Annotated in this window: 17 protein-coding genes; 9 read left to right on the plus strand and 8 right to left on the minus strand. The window is 43.8% G+C overall.

Features of this window, described 5'->3' with window-relative positions; translation table 11 throughout:
* Positions 1 to 84 precede the first annotated feature (84 nt).
* Entirely contained in the window at positions 85 to 1,248 is a 1,164-nt protein-coding gene (locus tag VIN08_RS17765) for a DUF1624 domain-containing protein (protein ID WP_331967728.1), read from the plus strand.
* Between the two features lie 16 nt (positions 1,249 to 1,264).
* On the opposite strand, the gene VIN08_RS17770 is transcribed toward VIN08_RS17765, so the two are convergent.
* Positions 1,265 to 1,912, minus strand: coding sequence for a hypothetical protein (locus VIN08_RS17770; protein WP_331967730.1), 648 nt, complete (start codon positions 1,910 to 1,912; stop codon positions 1,265 to 1,267).
* Positions 1,913 to 2,059: 147 nt separating this feature from the next.
* On the opposite strand from VIN08_RS17770, the gene VIN08_RS17775 reads away from it, so the two are divergent.
* The gene (locus tag VIN08_RS17775) at positions 2,060 to 2,824 is read left to right on the plus strand and encodes a LytTR family DNA-binding domain-containing protein (RefSeq protein ID WP_331967733.1); all 765 of its coding nucleotides are present in this window, start codon (positions 2,060 to 2,062) and stop codon (positions 2,822 to 2,824) included.
* Between the two features lie 91 nt (positions 2,825 to 2,915).
* Here the strand turns inward: VIN08_RS17775 and VIN08_RS17780 are convergent, their stop codons facing one another.
* Positions 2,916 to 3,494: a porin family protein gene (locus tag VIN08_RS17780; protein ID WP_331967736.1), complete on the minus strand. Its 579-nt coding sequence runs from the start codon at positions 3,492 to 3,494 to the stop codon at positions 2,916 to 2,918.
* A gap of 347 nt (positions 3,495 to 3,841) precedes the next feature.
* A complete protein-coding gene (locus VIN08_RS17785) occupies positions 3,842 to 4,378 on the minus strand; it encodes a carboxymuconolactone decarboxylase family protein (RefSeq protein WP_331967739.1) in 537 nt (178 codons plus the stop codon).
* Between the two features lie 566 nt (positions 4,379 to 4,944).
* Between VIN08_RS17785 and VIN08_RS17790 the strand changes: the two genes are divergently transcribed.
* From VIN08_RS17790 to VIN08_RS17800, 3 genes are all read left to right on the plus strand, one after another.
* Positions 4,945 to 7,017, plus strand: a complete 2,073-nt coding sequence (locus tag VIN08_RS17790; RefSeq protein WP_331967742.1) for a carboxy terminal-processing peptidase — start codon at positions 4,945 to 4,947, stop codon at positions 7,015 to 7,017.
* A gap of 262 nt (positions 7,018 to 7,279) precedes the next feature.
* Complete coding sequence (locus VIN08_RS17795) at positions 7,280 to 9,688, plus strand: ABC transporter permease (protein ID WP_331967747.1); 2,409 nt, start codon at positions 7,280 to 7,282, stop codon at positions 9,686 to 9,688.
* A 173-nt stretch (positions 9,689 to 9,861) separates the two neighbouring features.
* Complete coding sequence (locus VIN08_RS17800) at positions 9,862 to 10,527, plus strand: hypothetical protein (RefSeq protein WP_331967752.1); 666 nt, start codon at positions 9,862 to 9,864, stop codon at positions 10,525 to 10,527.
* An 85-nt stretch (positions 10,528 to 10,612) separates the two neighbouring features.
* Here VIN08_RS17800 and VIN08_RS17805 read toward each other — a convergent pair whose 3' ends face one another.
* The 3 genes from VIN08_RS17805 to VIN08_RS17815 all read right to left on the minus strand — a co-directional run bounded on the left by VIN08_RS17805 (position 10,613) and on the right by VIN08_RS17815 (position 13,415).
* Positions 10,613 to 10,999, minus strand: a complete 387-nt coding sequence (locus tag VIN08_RS17805; protein WP_331967757.1) for a hypothetical protein — start codon at positions 10,997 to 10,999, stop codon at positions 10,613 to 10,615.
* A gap of 50 nt (positions 11,000 to 11,049) precedes the next feature.
* A complete protein-coding gene (abc-f, locus tag VIN08_RS17810) occupies positions 11,050 to 12,639 on the minus strand; it encodes a ribosomal protection-like ABC-F family protein (RefSeq protein WP_331967759.1) in 1,590 nt (529 codons plus the stop codon).
* Between the two features lie 236 nt (positions 12,640 to 12,875).
* On the minus strand, positions 12,876 to 13,415 hold the full coding sequence (locus VIN08_RS17815; protein WP_331967761.1) for an isochorismatase family protein: 540 nt from the start codon (positions 13,413 to 13,415) through the stop codon (positions 12,876 to 12,878).
* Positions 13,416 to 13,545: 130 nt separating this feature from the next.
* On the opposite strand from VIN08_RS17815, the gene VIN08_RS17820 reads away from it, so the two are divergent.
* Positions 13,546 to 14,613, plus strand: coding sequence for a WG repeat-containing protein (locus tag VIN08_RS17820; RefSeq protein ID WP_331967763.1), 1,068 nt, complete (start codon positions 13,546 to 13,548; stop codon positions 14,611 to 14,613).
* An 87-nt stretch (positions 14,614 to 14,700) separates the two neighbouring features.
* Positions 14,701 to 16,089: a glycoside hydrolase family 27 protein gene (locus VIN08_RS17825; RefSeq protein ID WP_331967766.1), complete on the plus strand. Its 1,389-nt coding sequence runs from the start codon at positions 14,701 to 14,703 to the stop codon at positions 16,087 to 16,089.
* 58 nt (positions 16,090 to 16,147) lie between these two features.
* Here the strand turns inward: VIN08_RS17825 and VIN08_RS17830 are convergent, their stop codons facing one another.
* Entirely contained in the window at positions 16,148 to 17,068 is a 921-nt protein-coding gene (locus VIN08_RS17830; protein ID WP_331967770.1) for a helix-turn-helix transcriptional regulator, read from the minus strand.
* An 11-nt stretch (positions 17,069 to 17,079) separates the two neighbouring features.
* On the minus strand, positions 17,080 to 17,982 hold the full coding sequence (locus VIN08_RS17835; protein ID WP_331967773.1) for an SDR family oxidoreductase: 903 nt from the start codon (positions 17,980 to 17,982) through the stop codon (positions 17,080 to 17,082).
* A gap of 215 nt (positions 17,983 to 18,197) precedes the next feature.
* Here VIN08_RS17835 and VIN08_RS17840 point away from each other — a divergent pair, with 215 nt between their 5' ends.
* A complete protein-coding gene (locus VIN08_RS17840) occupies positions 18,198 to 18,944 on the plus strand; it encodes a metallophosphoesterase (protein ID WP_331967776.1) in 747 nt (248 codons plus the stop codon).
* Positions 18,945 to 18,995: 51 nt separating this feature from the next.
* Positions 18,996 to 19,338: hypothetical protein (locus tag VIN08_RS17845; RefSeq protein WP_331967780.1), on the plus strand; the 343-nt coding region annotated here is incomplete at its 3' end.

Genomic DNA, 19,338 nt, shown 5'->3' on the forward strand with positions numbered 1-19,338 from the left:
TCAATTCGTGGATTGCCATTATATTTAGCTTGTCATGGCCGTTGAAAGTGAAGCAATATACCCGAACACTAACCTATATACCTCGTGAAAAGAATTAGCAGTATTGATTTTACCCGTGGTTTTGTGATGATCATCATGGCGCTTGATCACGTGCGCGACCTGATCCATGTGGATGCTATTAAGCAAAGCCCAATGGACTTTGCAACCACCACTCCCGTATTGTTCTTTACCCGGTGGATCACGTATCTGTGTGCCCCTATATTTGTTTTCCTGGCGGGTGTATCGGTATATAGGTACCGGAAAAGTAAAAATGATATTGCGGCCACGCGAAAATTTTTGGTAACACGTGGTCTGTGGTTAATCGTGCTGGAATTTACTGTGGTGAATTTCGGACTATACTTCGATTTCGGTTTTCATTTTTTTATTTTTGAAGTGATCGCAGCGATCGGGGTCGGTTTTATTGTACTGTCATTCTTACAAAAACTGAGTATACGTGCCATCGGTATCATCGGGGCTGTAATTGTTGTTGGTCACAACGCACTTCCTGCTATACCATTCAGCGAAGGTTCTGTGATCAAAATGATTTTGCAGCCGCTGTTTGGTCCGGGGTTATTTCCGATCACATCTCAAACCATGTTCTTTGTAGGATATCCTCCTATACCCTGGCTGGGTATCATGTTGCTGGGTTTTACGGCAGGCACACTTTTCGATTTACCAGACGATGTTCGAGTAAAGCGATTTCTGCAACTTGGTGTAGGTGCACTGCTGTTGTTTGTGGTGTTGCGCTTCGTTAATATTTATGGCGACCCTGTGCCATGGTCTGCACAAAAGGATAGTATATATACCTTCCTGTCATTTATCAATATTACCAAGTATCCCCCTTCGTTGTTGTTCTGTTCGGTCACATTAGGTTTCATGTTCCTGATCCTTGCATTCGCAGAACGATTCAGTGGCAAATGGATGGAATTTGTATTGGTATATGGAAGAGTACCCATGTTCTATTTCCTGATTCATTTTTACCTGATCCATTTTACCATGCTTGCCATTCTGTTGTTACAAGGATTTAGCTGGTCGCAACTGGAATTTGCTACAGGAACATTCGGTCGTCCGGCCAATCAAATCAGCGGGTTATCATTGGGTCCTGTGTATATTATCTGGATTGCCATGGTGTTGGCTCTATATATACCCTGCCAATGGTACGGACGCTATAAAGCCGAACATAACTATTGGTGGCTAAAGTATATATAGCATCGTGATAAATAATCTAGGAAGCAGGTATATGAGACGAAAGTTGTCTTTGCCGTGCCTGCTGTATAATGAATATTACAATCAGAATCGTACAGGCTATGCCGGGACCAACCTGACTATAGGGCTTGAATTGTGGAAGGACAGTTCCTGCAAAAGCCGAAAGTAATGCGCTGAATGCCGAGATCATCTTATAGATATGCTCGTAGAGCCACCAGCTTTTAATGCGCGGATATAGCCATAGAAATTTCAGCAGATCGTAAAGGGTTACGAGGGCCAATGCCCCCAGCGTGCTATAGATCACGGTGGGCGACCATTCTTTGCCCTCGCGCAGCGATACAACGTACGCTATACCGGTCGCGAGGGCAAATAAGGCAACGAGCGCATCCAGGTTGCTAGCCTTTCGTTCGCGTAGTCGTACCGTTCGAAAGCCGCTATACCCTACATACCCGGATACGAGCGTAAGCATGAGCAAGAATGCTTGCGACCGGAAGAACAGCCAGCCGAGATACCCGGTGCTGACTACGATACACAGCAGGTATAGGAAATACCTGCCCCAGCGTTTGTGATCATTGCTTCGCCTGCACAGGATGATGGTGACTGCACCAACAATAAGTGCGGCGATGCCGGCCGTTACGTGCAGGATAATGTTTAGAGCGTGTATCATTTTTACGTGAGATTTTTTGCTTTCGGCAAACATGCCTGCCATTTTCTGCGATCACAAGGATTGAGTGACGAAGAAATCTCGCCTGTGACGAAGTGCTTTTGTCACATAAGATTAATTCAGATGAACAGAATCCGGTAAATTTCAGCCATGAATGTAAAGCAGGTGCTCTCAGTAATAGTTCGCAATGTGCTGGGCGTGATTGGTCTTCTGGGGATTCACTATATATCCGATTATTACTATTTCAATCAGCGATCGGGTTTATACCAGGTGTCGCCCTATTTCTTTTTGCTGTTGCTCTATGCCTGGATCGTCTTCCATAACCGTGTGCTGTTTGAAAAGTATTACCTTTCCGGCAGGCGACAACAGTATTTTTTGGTAACATCGCTGGTAATGTTGTTCAGCACCGTGAATATGTACCTGGTGCTATCGTATATGTTTCATGATACCAGTAAACTCCCGAAGATACTGAGCTTCTGGGTATATACTCTTGCAGGATTGGGCGTGTTCGTAATTTTCCAATATATAAAGGAGCAAGAGAAAAGAAGCGGTGCTTTACCGTTGGAAAATAACGGAGCAGCAGTACCCGATGGAGAAGCGATCTCGCACCTGGATTGTATGGTAAATGGCGTGCGTGAGCAGATTCCCCTTGCAGATATACTCTATGTAGAAAGCCTGGAAAATTATATCAAAGTAGTTACGATAAAGAAAAATTTCCTCGTAAGACTTTCGATGAAAGAAGCGGAAGAGCGATTACCCCGCCCCACATTTCTGCGCATCAGCCGGTCGCATATAGTCCATACAATCTATAGTGCTATTACCGATGGAGATATTGTGAAAGTACACGACCGAACCCTGAAGATTGGCAAAGTATATAAACGATATGTAGAAGAAGCCCGACTACAACGCGCATAAACCTTAAACCTGTACTATAAACCGACATAAAAAGCCGCTCCGTTAAGAGCGGCTTCAGACAGATTAAGATTAAAGCATTTTATAGAGAGTATCAGTCTCCAAAAAGCTTGTATCCTACGGAAAATTGCAGGATGTAATTTTTTTGCTTGTAAGAATCCGTAACATCATTTATATCTGAAAATCCTTTAACAAAGCGGAAGGCAAAGTTAAGCTTCATAGGCAGGTCTACACCAATACCTATAGCGGCTCCTACGTCTGATCCTTTCAGTTGGTCTTTCACATCGGTGCTATTGGAACCAACTTTACTTTTAGCAGAAAGCAGCACGCCAAATTGCGGACCAGCATGGAAGCTTAGTATATCATTTACGTTATACCGAAGCAATATAGGTATCGTTACATAATTCAATTTCAGTTTTACGTCACCCGATTTGGCGCCTTGTCCTGAATAAAGTAGTTCGGGCTGAAGACCGAAATGATCTGTAAACATAAGCGTTACATACACCCCGCCATGGATTGATGGCAAGAACCCCGGACTGGAAGTATATCCATTACCTGAAAAGGTTTGATTAGCCAGGTTTAATCCGGCCTTTACACCTCCGCTAAGACCTTGGGCCAATGCACCAACACTTGCGAAGAACACGAAAAGGAGAACAGTTGTAGTTTTTTTCATAGTGTATATATGTTTAGTTAAAGTGGGCCTACAGAAACACAACAACTAACGTACTCTTCTCTGTAAGAAGAGAGCCATGTGAATAAGAGTTTAGGTTAATCTACTGTAATGACAATAATCAATCTTCCGCACAGAGCCTGCGTGATATATACTATAAGATCGGTGATGTATCTAATATACTAAAAAAAACGGCAGATAGAAATAAAGAAATAACGGAATGTTATTGTTGTAACAAGCACTGCCATCATCTGGCACAACATGAAAAAGCCTGATAGTATAAATTCCTATCAGGCTCCCACGCACTCCTTCAATCCATTCTCACAGTATGACTATAATTGACAGGTATTTTAAATTGGTTCTGCAGCAGGAAAATCAACCGGTATCTTCGTCATGACAAAAACATAATTGGTATATATTCTCACGGTAACAAGACCGATCAATTCCATCAGTGCAGCTTCGCTATACCCTTCGTTGAAAAAGTTTTCTACTAATGCAGGATCAGCGGACCCTCTGTTCTCGGTTATTGATTTTGCCAATTGTACAATGGCGTTGAGTTTGGTGTCTGCAACATTTCCTCTGCGAATGTCCAGCGTTTCATCATTGGTAAACCCGCGCATTTTGGCAGCTATAGTGTGTGCAGCCAGACAGTAATCACAATGATTTACTTCTGATACTGCGAGTGCTATAGCTTCGCGTTCTTTGGCAGAAAATGCCCCGTTGTTTAAAGTTGCTTCAAATTCGAGAAAGCCTTTCAACGCAAAAGGCGAATAGCCCATCGTTGCGTAGAGGTTCGGTACTTTGCCAATACGTTTTTTAAGTTGTTCAAAGAGAACTTGTGATTCTGGATTTACTTGCGCTGCGGCAGGAACCTGGATTGTTTTCATGTTCGTATAGTACTTTATTGTTTGTTGCTCAATTACACATAAAAGTATAGATGCGGCTACCCGAAATCATGGACAAAACCGCTGAAGGTTTGGACAATTTCGACAAAGTTGGTTTGTAAAAGAAAAATATCGATCAGGATGCTGGTTCCGGGAGATCAGCGGTGATAGATATACCAGTCATAGGTCGGTTTCTGGATCGTGCTTGTTGTGGAAGCAACGGAAAATTTATCTACAAAGTCTATGTGACAAGGCTGTTAACGGCCGATCTAAACAAATGCCCATCTGCGGGTCAACTCGACTTTTATTTCGAACAATTATCGAGTCATTATCTTCCATTCGCCTTCCGTAATTAACAGCAAAGTAAAAATGAAAATCTATATTCTTTCCCAAACTTTCAGCGGGCGGCCTGCGTTTCATGAAAAGTTGTGGAGAGAAGCCACATACCTACCCCTGAAAGGATTTTTAATTCCCGGATATTTTTCAGCCGGGGTAAATTTTTAAATTAGCAACAACGCAGGCACAGGGTTTAAAAGTCTGACGAAAGCCTGGTTAAATCAATGAACGATATGGTAAGGAAAGTATATGTAGCACTTGCATTGGCAGTAGTGTGTATCAGTCATCTGCCGGTTTTTGCAGAGCGGGTAGAGCTGATGCCCGATGAAGAACAGATCATCGTTTGCAGAAAGATAGCGGAGATCATCACCCACTATAACTATAAAAAAGTGGAGCTGAACGATTCTATCTCAGCTGTGATCTTCAATAACTATATCAAGTCGCTGGATGAGAACCACAGTTATTTTCTTGCTTCCGATATTAAAGGCTTTGGTGCCTATAAGACTACGCTGGACGATGACATCAAGGTGGGCAATCTGCTGAATGCGTTTGCCATCTTCAATGTTTTTCAAAAACGCTATGTAGAGCATCTGCAATATGCGCTGGCCAGTGTCGACAAGAATTTCAACTTCAACGAGAAAGATACATATGTGTATGACCGAACGGAGTTACCCTGGCCGGCATCGCAGGCTGCTATGGATAACCTATGGAACCAGCGCGTAAAGTACGACCTGCTGAATCTGAAACTCGCCAATGCTAACATGGCGCAGAATAAAGAGACACTGAAGAAGCGCTATGAGAGTTTGCTCTCGCAGGTAAATAAACTCTCCAGTCAGGATGTGTTCCAGTCTTTTATGGATGCTTTTACAGAAGCGATCGATCCGCATACACAATACTTCAACCCATCCAATGCTGCTAACTTCAACATTGAAATGTCGCGGCAGGTAGAAGGTATAGGTATAACTCCGGTTTCTGAGAATGAGTATATTACCATTAAAAGTATAGTTCCGGGCGGCCCTGCTGACAAGAGTAAACAACTGAACGTAGACGATCGCATCATTGCTATAGCGCAAGGCGAGTCGGGTGAATTTCAGAATATAATCGGCTGGCGACTGGATAATGCTATAGCACTGATCCGTGGTGCTAAAGGTACTACTGTGCGACTGGAAGTTTTACCGGCCGGCAAAAGTGCGGGTGCCAAACCGAAAGTTGTAGAACTGGTGCGCGAAAAAATTATACTGAAAGATCAATCTGCCAGAAAAGAGATTCGCACATATAAAGCTGCCAACGGCAAGGCTATACGAATTGGTGTGATTTCCATACCTGCTTTTTATATAGACTTTAATGACTATAAATCGGGCAACCCGAATTATAAAAGCACTACGCGCGATGTTAAATTGCTGCTCGATACATTGAAGCAACAGAAGGTAGATGGTGTAGTGATAGACCTGCGTGAAAATGGCGGAGGTTCTTTACTGGAAGCGATCGAGCTGACGGGTTTGTTCATCAAGAGCGGACCGGTGGTGCAGGTGCGTAACGCTATGAACCAGGTGGATGTAGAGATGGATGAAGATAACACCGTTGCCTACGAAGGACCACTCGGTATATTGGTAGATCGCCTCAGTGCTTCAGCATCTGAAATATTTTCCGGTGCTATACAGGACTATGGCCGCGGTATTATTATGGGGACACAAACCTATGGTAAAGGTTCTGTACAAAATGTAATAGACCTTGATGAAATACTCGGTGCACCTGAACGCGATGAAGCCAGTGCGCTGACAAATGAAGTTCCCGGACAAAATTCATACGGACAACTAAATCTCACCATTGCGAAGTTCTATCGCATCAGCGGTAACTCAACACAGCACAAAGGTGTAACTCCCGATATATCTTTCCCTTCGCTGATCCCGTTGGATAAATATGGTGAAGACACAGAACCCGCAGCGATGCCGTTTGATGTTATCGATAAAACGAAATATACCAAGGCTGGCGACCTGACATCGGTATTGCCTCGTCTGAAAAAATTACATGACCAACGTATGGCTACCAGTGTAAGCTATAAATATATGCTGGAAGATATAGCCCTGTATGGTAAACGTGAAACAGGTATTAGCCTGAATGAAACCGAACTTAAAAAGCAACGCGATATAGAGGAGCAGAAAATATTCGATCGCACCAACCAGCATCGTGCTGCATTAGGATTGCCGGCTCTTCAGCGTGGTGATAGTACACCGGTAGATGAAGATATGGACTTTATGATCCTGGAAGCAGGTCAGATATTAACCGACCTTATCAGCCCGGTATAGATCATATATAGCATAGATTTTTTTGAAATGAACACGGCCGTGACTACCCAGTCATGGCCGTGTTGTTATATGGACATCCTGTTTCTTCGTTGTTAATTGTTTGACCAGGCACATTGTTTTCTCCTGATGTTACGGTCATTTTGTAACGCAGAAAGGCTTTGTGAGCCATCTGCAGGACGATTCGAGACAAAGGATGGTAAAAAAACTGTTCGCCATGCAACGTCCCTCGGGGAATTTGCGTCCAATCATAAATTCACCTGGCATGATCAAGAACTACCTCAAAACAGCGCTGCGCATAATGCTGCGGCAAAAGGCATATTCGGCCATTAATATTTCGGGCCTTAGCATTGGTATAGCAGCCAGCCTGCTTATTATATTATATGTAGCGGACGAGCTGAGCTTCGATCGCTTCCACAAGGATGCGGACAGAATATACCGCGTAGTTTTTTTCGGAAGGTTGCAGGGCAACGACTTTACCATGGCAACATCGCCAGCTCCGGTAGCCGAAGCCATGGTGCAGGAAATACCCGCAGTAGAAAGCTCGGTTCGATTCGGAATTTGGCGAACCATGCCTATGAGCTATGGCGATAAGAATTTTACCGAAGAGTATATGGCGGTAGCGGATTCCAACTTCTTCGACTTCTTTACTTTTCCATTGGTGTCGGGTGATGCTGCCACAGCGTTGAAGGGTACCAATAAAATCGTGCTGACACAGTCTACAGCAAAACGCTACTTTGGAGACGAAAACCCGATCGGCAAGATTATACTTCGCGGCTCCGAAAAAACTGCGACCGAAGTTACCGGAGTAGTGCAAGATGCGCCTTCCAATTCGCATATACGTTTTGATATGATCCTCTCCGGTGAAACGTGGGATTACCTCAGATCCAATACACAGTGGACTTCCAACAATATATATACCTACTTCAAACTGCGCAGCGATGGCGACCTGCATAAAGTAAAAACACAACTCGATGGCCTGGTGGAAAAACACATGGGAGCCGAGCTCGAAAAATACCTGGGCTTTTCTTTTAGCGAATTTAAGAAGCAGGGGAATAACGTAGGGTTGAATTTTCAGCCCATGCCCGATATACATTTAACATCCAACCTGTCGGAAGAGATCAGCGCCAATGGCAATATGCAGTATATCTATATATTTATGGCCATTGCCGTATTTATTATACTGATCGCGTGTATAAACTTCATGAATCTTTCTACAGCGCGCTCTGCCAATCGCGCCAAGGAAGTGGGCGTGCGTAAATCGATAGGTGCTATGACCACCCGGCTCATCGGGCAGTTCCTGGCGGAGTCGATGATCTATAGTTTTATCTCCACGATACTGGCGCTGCTCATTATTATACTGGTGCTGAATCCGTTCAACACACTGTCGGGTAAAACGCTTACGCTTTCGCTGTTTGCTAATCCTGTAATAGCGGGTGGTATAGTTGTATTTGCTATCATCGTAGGCTTTCTAGCCGGAAGCTACCCGGCCTTTTACCTCACCGCGTTTAAACCGGTAGAAGTATTGAAAGGAAAAATCCGCTCCGGTTTTAAAAATTCGAAGCTGAGAAATTCGCTCGTTGTGTTTCAGTTCATGATCTCCATTGCACTCATTCTCGGAAGTGCCGTAGTATATAAGCAGTTGAAGTTTATGCAGGAGAAGAACATGGGCTTCGATAAAGAAAATGTTATACGCTTGCTGCATACATGGTCGCTCGATAAGAATGGTAAAGCATTTAAGAATGAATTACTGCAACATCCGGAATTTAAGAACGCCAGTTACGCCAGTAATTTACCTCCCAATATCACCTGGAGCAATGCGTGGCGCAAAGTAGGAACAGAGCAGGATTTCTTGTTGAACAACTGCTATGTAGACGTAGATCATCTTGCAGCTATGGGATATACCATGAAAGATGGTCGCTTTTTCTCACGCGATTTCCCTACAGATTCTACTGCCGTTATTCTGAATGAATCAGCTTTTAAACTCATGGGCTTTGAGCGTCTGGAAAATCAGACGATGTATAATTATAACTCGGATATACCCAAACACATGACTGTGATTGGTGTAGTAAAGGATTTTAATTATGAAACACTGCGCAACCAGGTGAAGCCATTGGTATTGATACTCGGTGGTGAACCGAATGGCGAGATGGCTATACGACTGGCTCCCGGTGATAAGGAAGCCCAGATAAAATTACTGCAAGACATCTGGAAAAAATATTCTACTTCACCATTTCAGTATTCTTTCCTCGACCAGGACTTTGATGCATTGTTCCGGGCAGAGCAGCGCATGGGCCAAATTATACTCTTGTTTACACTGCTCACGATATTTATAGCCTGCCTCGGTTTATTCGGACTCTCCACGTATGTTGGCGAGCAACGTGCCAAAGAGATCAGCATCCGAAAAGTATTGGGAGCTTCGGTTATGCAAGTGATGGGTATACTCTTTAAAGATTTTACACTGCTCATTATAATAGCTTTTGCTATAGCCGCCCCGTTGGGATGGTACCTGATGCAGCAATGGCTTCAGGGCTTTGCATTCCACACGGGTATAGATACGGTTACCATTATACTTTCCGGAGCAGCGTCCCTGCTGATTGCTACTGTCACGATAAGTTTCCAGTCAATCCGCGCAGCTCGTGAAAATCCGGTGAAAGCACTGAAGAGCGAATAGATTTTAAGCTGAAAGTTAAAAGCGTAAAGCAGAAAGTAAATACAGGCGCCACTTGGCTTTTTGCTTTCTGCTTTACGCTTTGTGCTTGCATTCATCTGCTTTCATCAGCTCCCGATAGGTATCGGGATGCGGGAAACATTGCATTTAGTCTCAGAAAGTATATAGCTTTGTCGATGCACCCCGTTTTTTCGTCTGATAACTTTCAAACTATATGTGATCAGTTAGGCGTTAGTGATCCTGATCTGAAACTAATTCTGGATACCTATGGATATCCTCCCATGTGGACACGCAAGAATACTTTCGAAACATTGATCCACATCATCCTGGAACAACAGGTGTCATTAGCATCAGCATTGGCAGCGTTAAATAAACTGCGTGAAAGAATCGGCAAAGTAACACCAGAGAACCTGCTCGCGCTGACGGATGAAGAACTGAAAGCCTGTTACTTCAGCAGACAAAAAACAGTATACGCCCGCGCACTGGCAGAAGCTATCGTGAGCAAAAGATTTAGTCTGAAGGCACTGCAAAAGTTACCGGACACAGAAGTACGGCAAAGTATAGTTTCCTTAAAAGGCCTGGGTAACTGGAGTGCCGATATATACCTGATGTTTGTACTGAACCGCCTCGATATATTTCCCCTTGGCGACCTCGCAGCAATCAACGCACTGAAAGAAGTAAAAAAGTTACCGGCACATACATCGAAAGAAGATATACTACCAGTAACAACCTTGTGGCAACCGCATCGCACAGTTGCTACTATGATATTGTGGCATTATTATCTTTCTACGAGAGTGAAGAGTTATGGTAAGGTTGAGAAAGTTGCTGGGAGTTTATCATAAATTCAAAATCTTAACGTCAAATAGAATTAACTCCTTCCTCTTCTGCATTTTATTCTGTGTTGATCTGTGAAATCTGTGGGAACCTTTATTGGCGTGATTTAACCATCAGATAAACCAGCACACTAATCAGCAACACATTAAACTCCATACCATTTCGGCCACCGCCTACTACATACCAACCCTCCGGGTAGTGAACGAGAATGATACCCATTACCAGTATAACGATAGTGATGCCGCCTGCCAATAGTATATATCGATTCAAGAGCAGGAGCACTGCACACAGCACGTGCGATAATTTTATAGCCCACGCCAGTACCAACCCGAAAGGAGCAAAGCCGATCTGGTTCAGGTATAAATTACCAAAATCGTTTACACCACCATTAAACATACCTGGAATGCTGTGCATGATGAGTATAACAAAAAGCGTTACTCTCAGAATTATATCAGGATGCTGGCGGATATAGTTTCTCATAGAGTTGGTTTTAATGGGATGCTGAATATACATCTTTTCTTTCAACTACATTATATCAATACTATTTCCCGCTCAATCCGAACCTGCTCCAGGAAATATATATCGTGCGATACTACTACCAGTGTGCCGCTATAACTTTGTATGGCAGCGGTGAGTATCGCTATATTTTGCATGTCGAGGTTGTTGGTGGGCTCATCGAGTATAATCAGGTCGGGAGCGTGGTGGCTGATCATGAGGCAGCACAGCATCAGGCGCATCTTCTCACCACCGCTTAATGTACTGCACGGTTTGTTCCAATACTCTTTGGTAAAGAGAAAACGGTTGAGGCGTATCTTTACTTCGTGCTCCTGAAAATTATCGTAGTTGAATTGTTGTGCCTGCTCGTATATACTAAGCTGATGGTTGATCAATGAGTAATCCTGGTCAATATATACGGCTCTTATCGCCACACGTTCTACAGTGCCTGTGATTGGTTTTGCTTCTCCCAGCATTACCCGGATCAGTGTAGTTTTACCAGAGCCATTCGTTCCTTTTATAGCGATGCGTTCACCGCTGGCGATCTGAAAATTCAGCGGTTCCTTCCAGAGTAATGTATCGTTGTACATAAAATTTATATTCTGTACTTCGATCAGCTTTTTACCGCGATGCAATTGCGAGTTATCGAGGTCGAGTTTGATTTTGTCGAATGCAGGAAGTTCTTTACGCAGATCACCCAACTCCTGGGCTATAGCATCAATCTTTTCGGTGTGTGTGTCTTTCATGCGGGCCGTACTCTTCTCCGCGTTATTCTTAAACGTGTTCATCGATATAGTCGGTAATCCGGCTTTCTCTTGTTTTTTCTTGCCGCGTGCATCGAGCTTCTGTTTTCGTTCGAGCGATTCTCTTTCTACCTCTTTTGCTTTTCGCAATGCTTTTTCTTTGCTCTTCAGGTCTTGTTGCAAGGCATTTGCTTCAATAGCTTTTTGCTCCGTATAAAAATCATAATTACCGCCATATACCGTGATGCCGCGTTTGCTCAATGTATATACCGTGTTCAGTAAATTCAGCAACGTTCGGTCGTGACTTACCACCACCAGTGTATCGGTTGTCGTGCGGATATAGTGATAGAGTATATCGCGGGCCGGTATATCAAGGTGGTTGCTGGGTTCATCTAACAATACCACTGCGGGTTGGTGGATCATAATTCCTGCAAGAAACACTTTTGTTTTTTGACCACCGCTGAGTGTTTCCATTTTTCGGTGCAGGTTAAGTTCTTCCATCTTCCATTGGGCCAGTGCCTCGTGGCAGCGTTCTTCCAGAAGCCAGTCGTCATGAAGTATAGCAAGATTTGCCTCGGTAACATGACCGCTGGTAATTTCCTGCAGTGCCTTTAACGGCTCGTCTATGCGCAGCGCCTGTGCTACCGTAAGCGCGTTGAATTGCCCGAAGTGTTGCGGTATATAATACGGAGGCGCATCAGCACTTCGTGTTCCTTCTGCAGGCAATAGCTGGCCAGCCAGTATTTTGAGCAAAGTAGATTTACCACTGCCATTGTTTCCAATGAGTGCAATCTTGTCGTGAGCATTTATGGCGAGATTGATGTTATCGAACAGCAAATCTCCGTTCGCGTGTATATAGGATACACGATTAAGCGTAAGCATAATTTCTTTCGTTAAAAAATGAGAAATGAAAAGCCTCAGAATCGGGTTTTTGTTTTTAAGCTATGAAAGAAACGATTGACTACACGGAGTGCTTATTGGTGATGGTGCAAATATACGGAATTTGTGAAAATAAGATTCATACAGTTTCCTGTGAGAGGTACTTCATAATTTATTTTTGACTAATAACTGTACCTTCCACTGGTAAAAATATTTGCGTATACTTTATATAAACATTACTACACCCCTACCTCCCCGGCATTCACAACCATCAGCTTCTCTTTTGCAGGAGGCATTACACTCCATATCCAGTTAAACTGTTTTACGATAGTATGAGCATCGAGATCGAGGTGAGGCTTTGATTCGGTAGTGTGTGCATCGGCTATAACAGTTACTTTGTAATCTTTACTCAAAGCTGATTTAGCCGTTACGTCAATACAAAAGTCGGAGGAATAGCCGGCAAGATATATTTCGGTAACCTGCTTTTGGGAAAGTATACTTTGTAGTGAAGTGCCGTAGAAAGAATCGTTCGCAGTTTTATTCAGTCGTATATCATGAGGGGCGACTACCAGTTCAGGTATCAAATGCCAATCGTCTGTGTCGGGCAGTAAACAATTTTCGCTGGAGCCATCGTGCTGCACAAGTATAACCGGGTATTGCTTCGCCCGGAATTTCTCTGCCAGTGTATTGATCCGCGCTGTTACACCCGGCAGATCGTAACATCCCGAATACGGTGTAACACATCCTTTCTGCATATCGATAATGATCAGTGCTTTCATAATTCTTCGGTTGGTGAGTTTGTGCCGGTAGCAACGTTCAAAAGTAACAGTATCATTTTATCTGTACAGTAAAAATAGGCTTGCCCCATAACAAAATATTTTATAACATGTATTTTCAAAACCCTCTGTTATGAACTATCGACCTGTTATTGCTCTTGTTTTACTCATCATCAGTATACCACTGCGTGCGCAGAAAAGATTTGAGTGGATTATTCATCCTGCATTCGAGAAGGCCGATCCATTTGTAAATGGTGTAGCCTTTGTTACGCAGGGCGACAGTGTACATTTTATAGACATCACCGGCAAGCGCCTGCATTCGTATCTTAAAAAAGAAGCCTCCCAATTTTCAGAAGATATGTGCCTGATCGTGGTAAATGGTAAACATGGTTTCCTCGATCGCTCCGGCAACATGGTAGTAAAACCGCAGTACGACTACGCTACTAATTTTGCAGAAGGTATAGCCATTGTGCTTACAAAAGATAAAATGGGTGCTATCGATAAGAAAGGCAACATGGTTATACCCGCTATATATTTCGGATTGCTCGCGCCTGCGGAAGGATTGGTTCCTGCCAGTAAATATCCCGAGAAGAAATGGGGATTTATGGACACCAAAGGAAAAACAGTTATACCTTTTGTATACGACAATGTAAAAAATGCTCCCGGTGTTAACCCGTTCAAGAATGGCCTGGCCACGGTTACGTTGCAGGGAAAGATGGGCTATATCGATAAAACCGGCAAGATGGTAATCGCGAATAAATTTGATCAGGCCGATGATTTTGAAGGCGATCTCGCGAAAGCTTCGTACAAAGGTAAATGGGGATTTATAGACAAGACCGGCAAGTTTGTTATACCCGCTATATATGAGTCGTACCCGGCTGGTTTCTCGGAAGGGCTTGCGCATGTAAACACCGGGCCGTGGGATCATCCTCAATTTGGCTACTTCGATACTACCGGCAAAATGATTATACCGGCACGCTATACCTGGGCGGATTCTTTTCACGATGGTGTAGCGATGGTAAAGCAGGGCGACCAGACACTCTATATCAATAAAGCCGGTGAAGTAGTAAGTGCTCCCGCAGTAACTCCCAAACATGATGCAGCATTCCCTGCATTGGAAGAGGTAGGCGAACTATCAGACGGATTGCGTGCCGCCAGGAAGAACGGACTGTGGGGCTATATGAAACCGCGCATCAATTAAGCTATAGGTATAAATGCCGAAGTTGTTAGTGCAGGATAGTACTGTCATAAAAATGATGTATACTTCGGCAGAATAAAAACAGTTAGAATGAATAGCAGCATCCGGAAATTCAGTGCAGCAGTCGCTATAGTGTTGATCGCGTTACCCGGTTTTCTTTTTACCTCCAACGCGCAAAATATACCTCCCGCTAAAAGTAAATTTAGGGAGTGGGCGCAAACCCCACCCATGGGTTGGAACAGTTGGGATTGCTACGGACCAACCGTGATGGAACCGGAAGTAAAAGCCAATGCCGACTATATGGCGGAGCATCTGAAAAAATATGGCTGGCAATATATAGTGGTAGATATCCGGTGGTTTGTAGAGAACGATAAGGCCGGAGGTTACAACGAAAAAGATCCGCGGTATGTGATTGACGAATTTGGTCGCTATCAACCTGCCGTGAATCGTTTCCCTTCCGCTAAAGATGGAAAAGGTTTTAAAGCGCTGGCCGACTATATCCATAGCAAAGGTCTGAAGTTCGGCATTCACATTATGCGCGGCATTCCGAAAATTGCTGTTGACAGAAAGTTACCGATAAAAGGAGCGAAAGGAATTACAGCAGACCAGATATATACCACCGAACTGCAATGCACCTGGCTGCACGATAATTATACTGTGATGGCCGATAAGCCCGGAGCGCAGGAATACTATAATTCACTCTTCGAGCTATATGCTTCGTGGGGTGTTGATTTTGTAAAGGTAGATGACTTGTCGCGGCCGTATCATAAAGGAGAAGTGGAATTGATACGCAATGCTATTGATGCCTGCGGGCGTGCTATCGTGTTGAGTACATCGCCCGGAGAAACACCTATAGAGGCTGCCGAGCATGTGCGCACGCATGCCAACATGTGGCGCATGGTAGATGATGTGTGGGACACATGGCCCCATATAGCACACTTGATGGAAGTATCACAAAAATGGTATCCCTATATAGCGCCCGGCACATGGCCCGACTGCGATATGATTCCGCTGGGACGGATCTCTATTCGCGGAGAGCGTGGCAATGATCGCATGACGCGCCTGACGAAAGATGAACAATATTCGCTGATGACGCTGTTCACTATATTTCGCTCGCCTTTGTTTTTTGGAGGAGATTTACCCAGCAACGATGCCTTTACACTTTCGCTGCTCACCAACAAAGATGTATTGAAGATGCATCATGAAGGCACAGAAGTGCGCCAGTTATTTCAGGCGGATGGTAAGGTGGCGATCACATCTAAAGATGCGAAGACGGGAGATATATACCTGGCTTTGTTTAACATGAATAACGAGGGTGATGCCGTGGAGGTAAATGTAACCCTGCAGGAGCTGGGTATAAAAGGTAAATGTTCTGTTACCGATATGTGGAATCATGAAACGGTGGGAACGTTCACGGGTATATTTGGCAGAAAGCTTTTGCCGCATGTGAGCGGGTTGTTCAGGATTAAACAGCTTTAGTGTGAGAGTGAGTTTGAAAAATCTCCCACAGATTTCACAGAATTACACAGAAGAATACCTAATTGAAGGAGCTTCGAAATTCCAGGGGCGATTGGTTGGTTTTGCTTTTGAACAGTTTGCTGAATGATTGTGAGTGTTCAAAGCCCAGTTCGTAGGCAATCTCGCTTACCGATAAGGTTGTGGTAGAGAGTTTCTCTTTGGCTTTTTCAATCAGCTTGTCGTGGATGTGTTGTTGGGTGGTTTGGCCGGTAAGCACTTTCAGTAACGAGCTCAGGTAATCGGGGGATATATTCAGGGTGTCGGCTATAGATTGTACAGTGGGTAAACCTTTTGTTATTAACGCATCGCTGTTGAAGTAATCGGTAAGTATAGCTTCGAGGCGATCCAGCACCTGGTGGTTGGTGATCTTGCGCGTAATGAACTGGCGCTGATAGAAGCGATCGGCATAGGTGAGTAATAATTCAAGCTGCGCTATAATTACACTCTGACTGAATTTATCGATGTTGGAATGATACTCCTGCTCAATACTTTTAATAATGTTAGTAACGGTTGTCTCTTCTTTTTCTGAAAGAAACAGCGCTTCATTTACCGAGTAATTAAAATACTCGTATTGTTTTATGGTTTTAGCCAAAGGTGAATTCCATAAAAAATCGGGATGGACGAGTAATATCCACCCCGAATGTTTTGGAACTATATTGTTATTGATTTCAATACTAAACACCTGACCGGGTGCCATAAAAAACAGTACGCCTTCATCAAAATCATATTCCTGCTGGCCATATTTTATTTTGGCGTTGGAAGTTCTTTTCAGGGAGATCGAATAGAAATCCAGCGACCAGCTCATGATATTGTTTTCGGGCGAATGTCTCACAGAAGCATAATCAACTACACTGATTAACGGATGTGCTGGTTTAGGCAGTCCTCTGAATTTATGAAACTCATTTATAGTTTTAATCCGGTGCAGCTGTTTGTTTGCCATAGTACAATATACTATTTCTGATGATAAACTATTGCGAACTCTTTGGCGAAATCTTTCACCTTTACTTTACCTAAAACAGGTTTGTTGCGATAGTAATCTTCGTATAGTATACCGCCACGTCTGCTGGCATTCATTTCCGTAAAACCCTTGGCGGTTTGTGGATTCATTCCTGCGGAGATCGAACCCTGCAGCAGTTGTTCGTCAGAAATAGTAAGCCATTTTAAATCAGATTTACCAATGGCTTCGCCCAGAGTTTTTGCCACTTCGTTGGGCGATACTTCATCGCTTGCTATATATCGAATCTCTCTGCCGCTAAAAGGTTTTTCAATTTCTTCAGCAATAACAGCCGCAATATCCACGGGCGAAACCCAGGGCTCTTTATCATCGCCACCATAGTTTGAAACAATTGCGTTTTGCGTTTTTATAGTTTGTATAAAGGCAAACATATTATAATAAAAACCAACCGGGCGCATAAATTTAATAAAGACATCATTGGGCAATTGTCTCAATATATTTTCGGCATCGTAATGAAAAGCAAGTATACCATTGCCTGTATCTGTGTGAGCGCCAATGCTGCTAAGATGAACGACACGCTTTACGCCAGCCTGTTGAATAGCCAGCCGGTAGTTGTTGGCAATATTGGCGACAGCTTCTCTCACGTTCAGGTTGTGATCAAAGAAACTTTCAACACCCAGCGCTTCCATAGCATATACTATATCTGCACCCCGGAAAGCAGCCGTTAGAAAATCTGCATCTTCCATCGAGCCGATGGCAGCTTTCGCTCCCAGTGCTTCTATAGCCTGTTGCTTACCGGCTTTGCTGCTGATAACGGTAACAGCATGACCTTTCTGTATAAGTTCTTCGGTGAGTGGCTTGCTAATGTGCCCTAACGAACCTGTTACTATAATTTTCATTGTTGTGTTTTTTTTAGTGCTACAAAGTTCAGCCATCGCCCGACACCGGCTGTAGCCTAATCTGGGATTGTTGTAGCCGAAAGCAGGGAAGGAGAGGGCAGAGCTTGAAAGGGCCTGGACGCAGAATGTTTTAATAGCTGTTTCGATTGTTTATCTGGCTTGCTTTAGCAATTTTTGAAGATATATATAGCGATAGCGCAGAACGATTTGCAGCAATGAAAATACATGTGTTGAGTGATTTGCACCAGGAATTTGGTTTTACAGAGATGAGCTTTGATGGTGCCGATGTTGTTATACTGGCCGGTGATGTAAACCTCGGAACGAAAGGTATAGAATGGATACTATCAAACATTACAGATGTACCCGTAATTTATGTTTTAGGAAATCATGAGTACTACAAAGGCAGCTATCCGAAAACTTTAAACAAGATCAGGGAGCTGGCGAATGATACGAATGTGCACGTGCTGGAGAATAAGGCAGTGACTATTGGCGACATTACCTTTCATGGTGCTACACTCTGGACAAACTTTGAATTGCTGGGCGATGCCCGCGTAAACGGAAGTATATGCCAGGAGAAGATGAACGACTATAAAATGATTCGCAGAGATCCTGCTTACTCCAAGCTTCGCTCAGTGGATACCTACGTTATGCACCAGACTTCCATGAAGTGGCTGGAATCCAGTCTGGAATCTTCGGCTACCAAAAAGAATATTGTGGTAACGCACCATGCACCGAGTATACAATCTGTGCCGGAGCAACATCGCAATGATATAGTATCATCCGCGTATGCCTCCAACTTGGAAGCTACCATTTTAAAATATAGCCCCGACTATTGGATACACGGACACATACACGTGCCGGCCAGATATACCGTAGGCAACACCACCGTGCTCTGCAACCCGCACGGGTATATAGATGAGCCGTATAACGGGTTTGATAAGAAGTTGGTGATTGAGGTTTGAGGTATATTTTATGACAATGTAAAAAATGTTATTTTTGGTTAGGGCCGTTCCATGAAACTATACATCGCTATATTTCTTTCTCTTTTTACTTTGAGGGGTTGGGCGCAGCCTGACAGGGAGCTTGCTAAATTGTCGCGTGATGAGAAATTAATTCTGCGGAGTATAAAGGGCTACCACCTTGCGGCTATTGATTCTACAGGGATATATGCGGAGTTTTTTCCGAAGGACGATTCAATATGGTGGCTGGGAAAACAGATGTCGGTAGAAAGGCTGCTGGCACTGGTCAATCACGAAAAGCCAACCATTCGGCTAAGTGCATTTCAAACATTGGTTGGTTTAGAGCTGTGTGATGTATACCCTATTGTAAAAGAGCATCTGCAGGATACCGCACGGG

Origin of the sequence: Ohtaekwangia sp., assembly GCF_036568665.1 — a bacterium.
Taxonomy (GTDB): Bacteria; Bacteroidota; Bacteroidia; order Cytophagales; family Cyclobacteriaceae; genus Ohtaekwangia.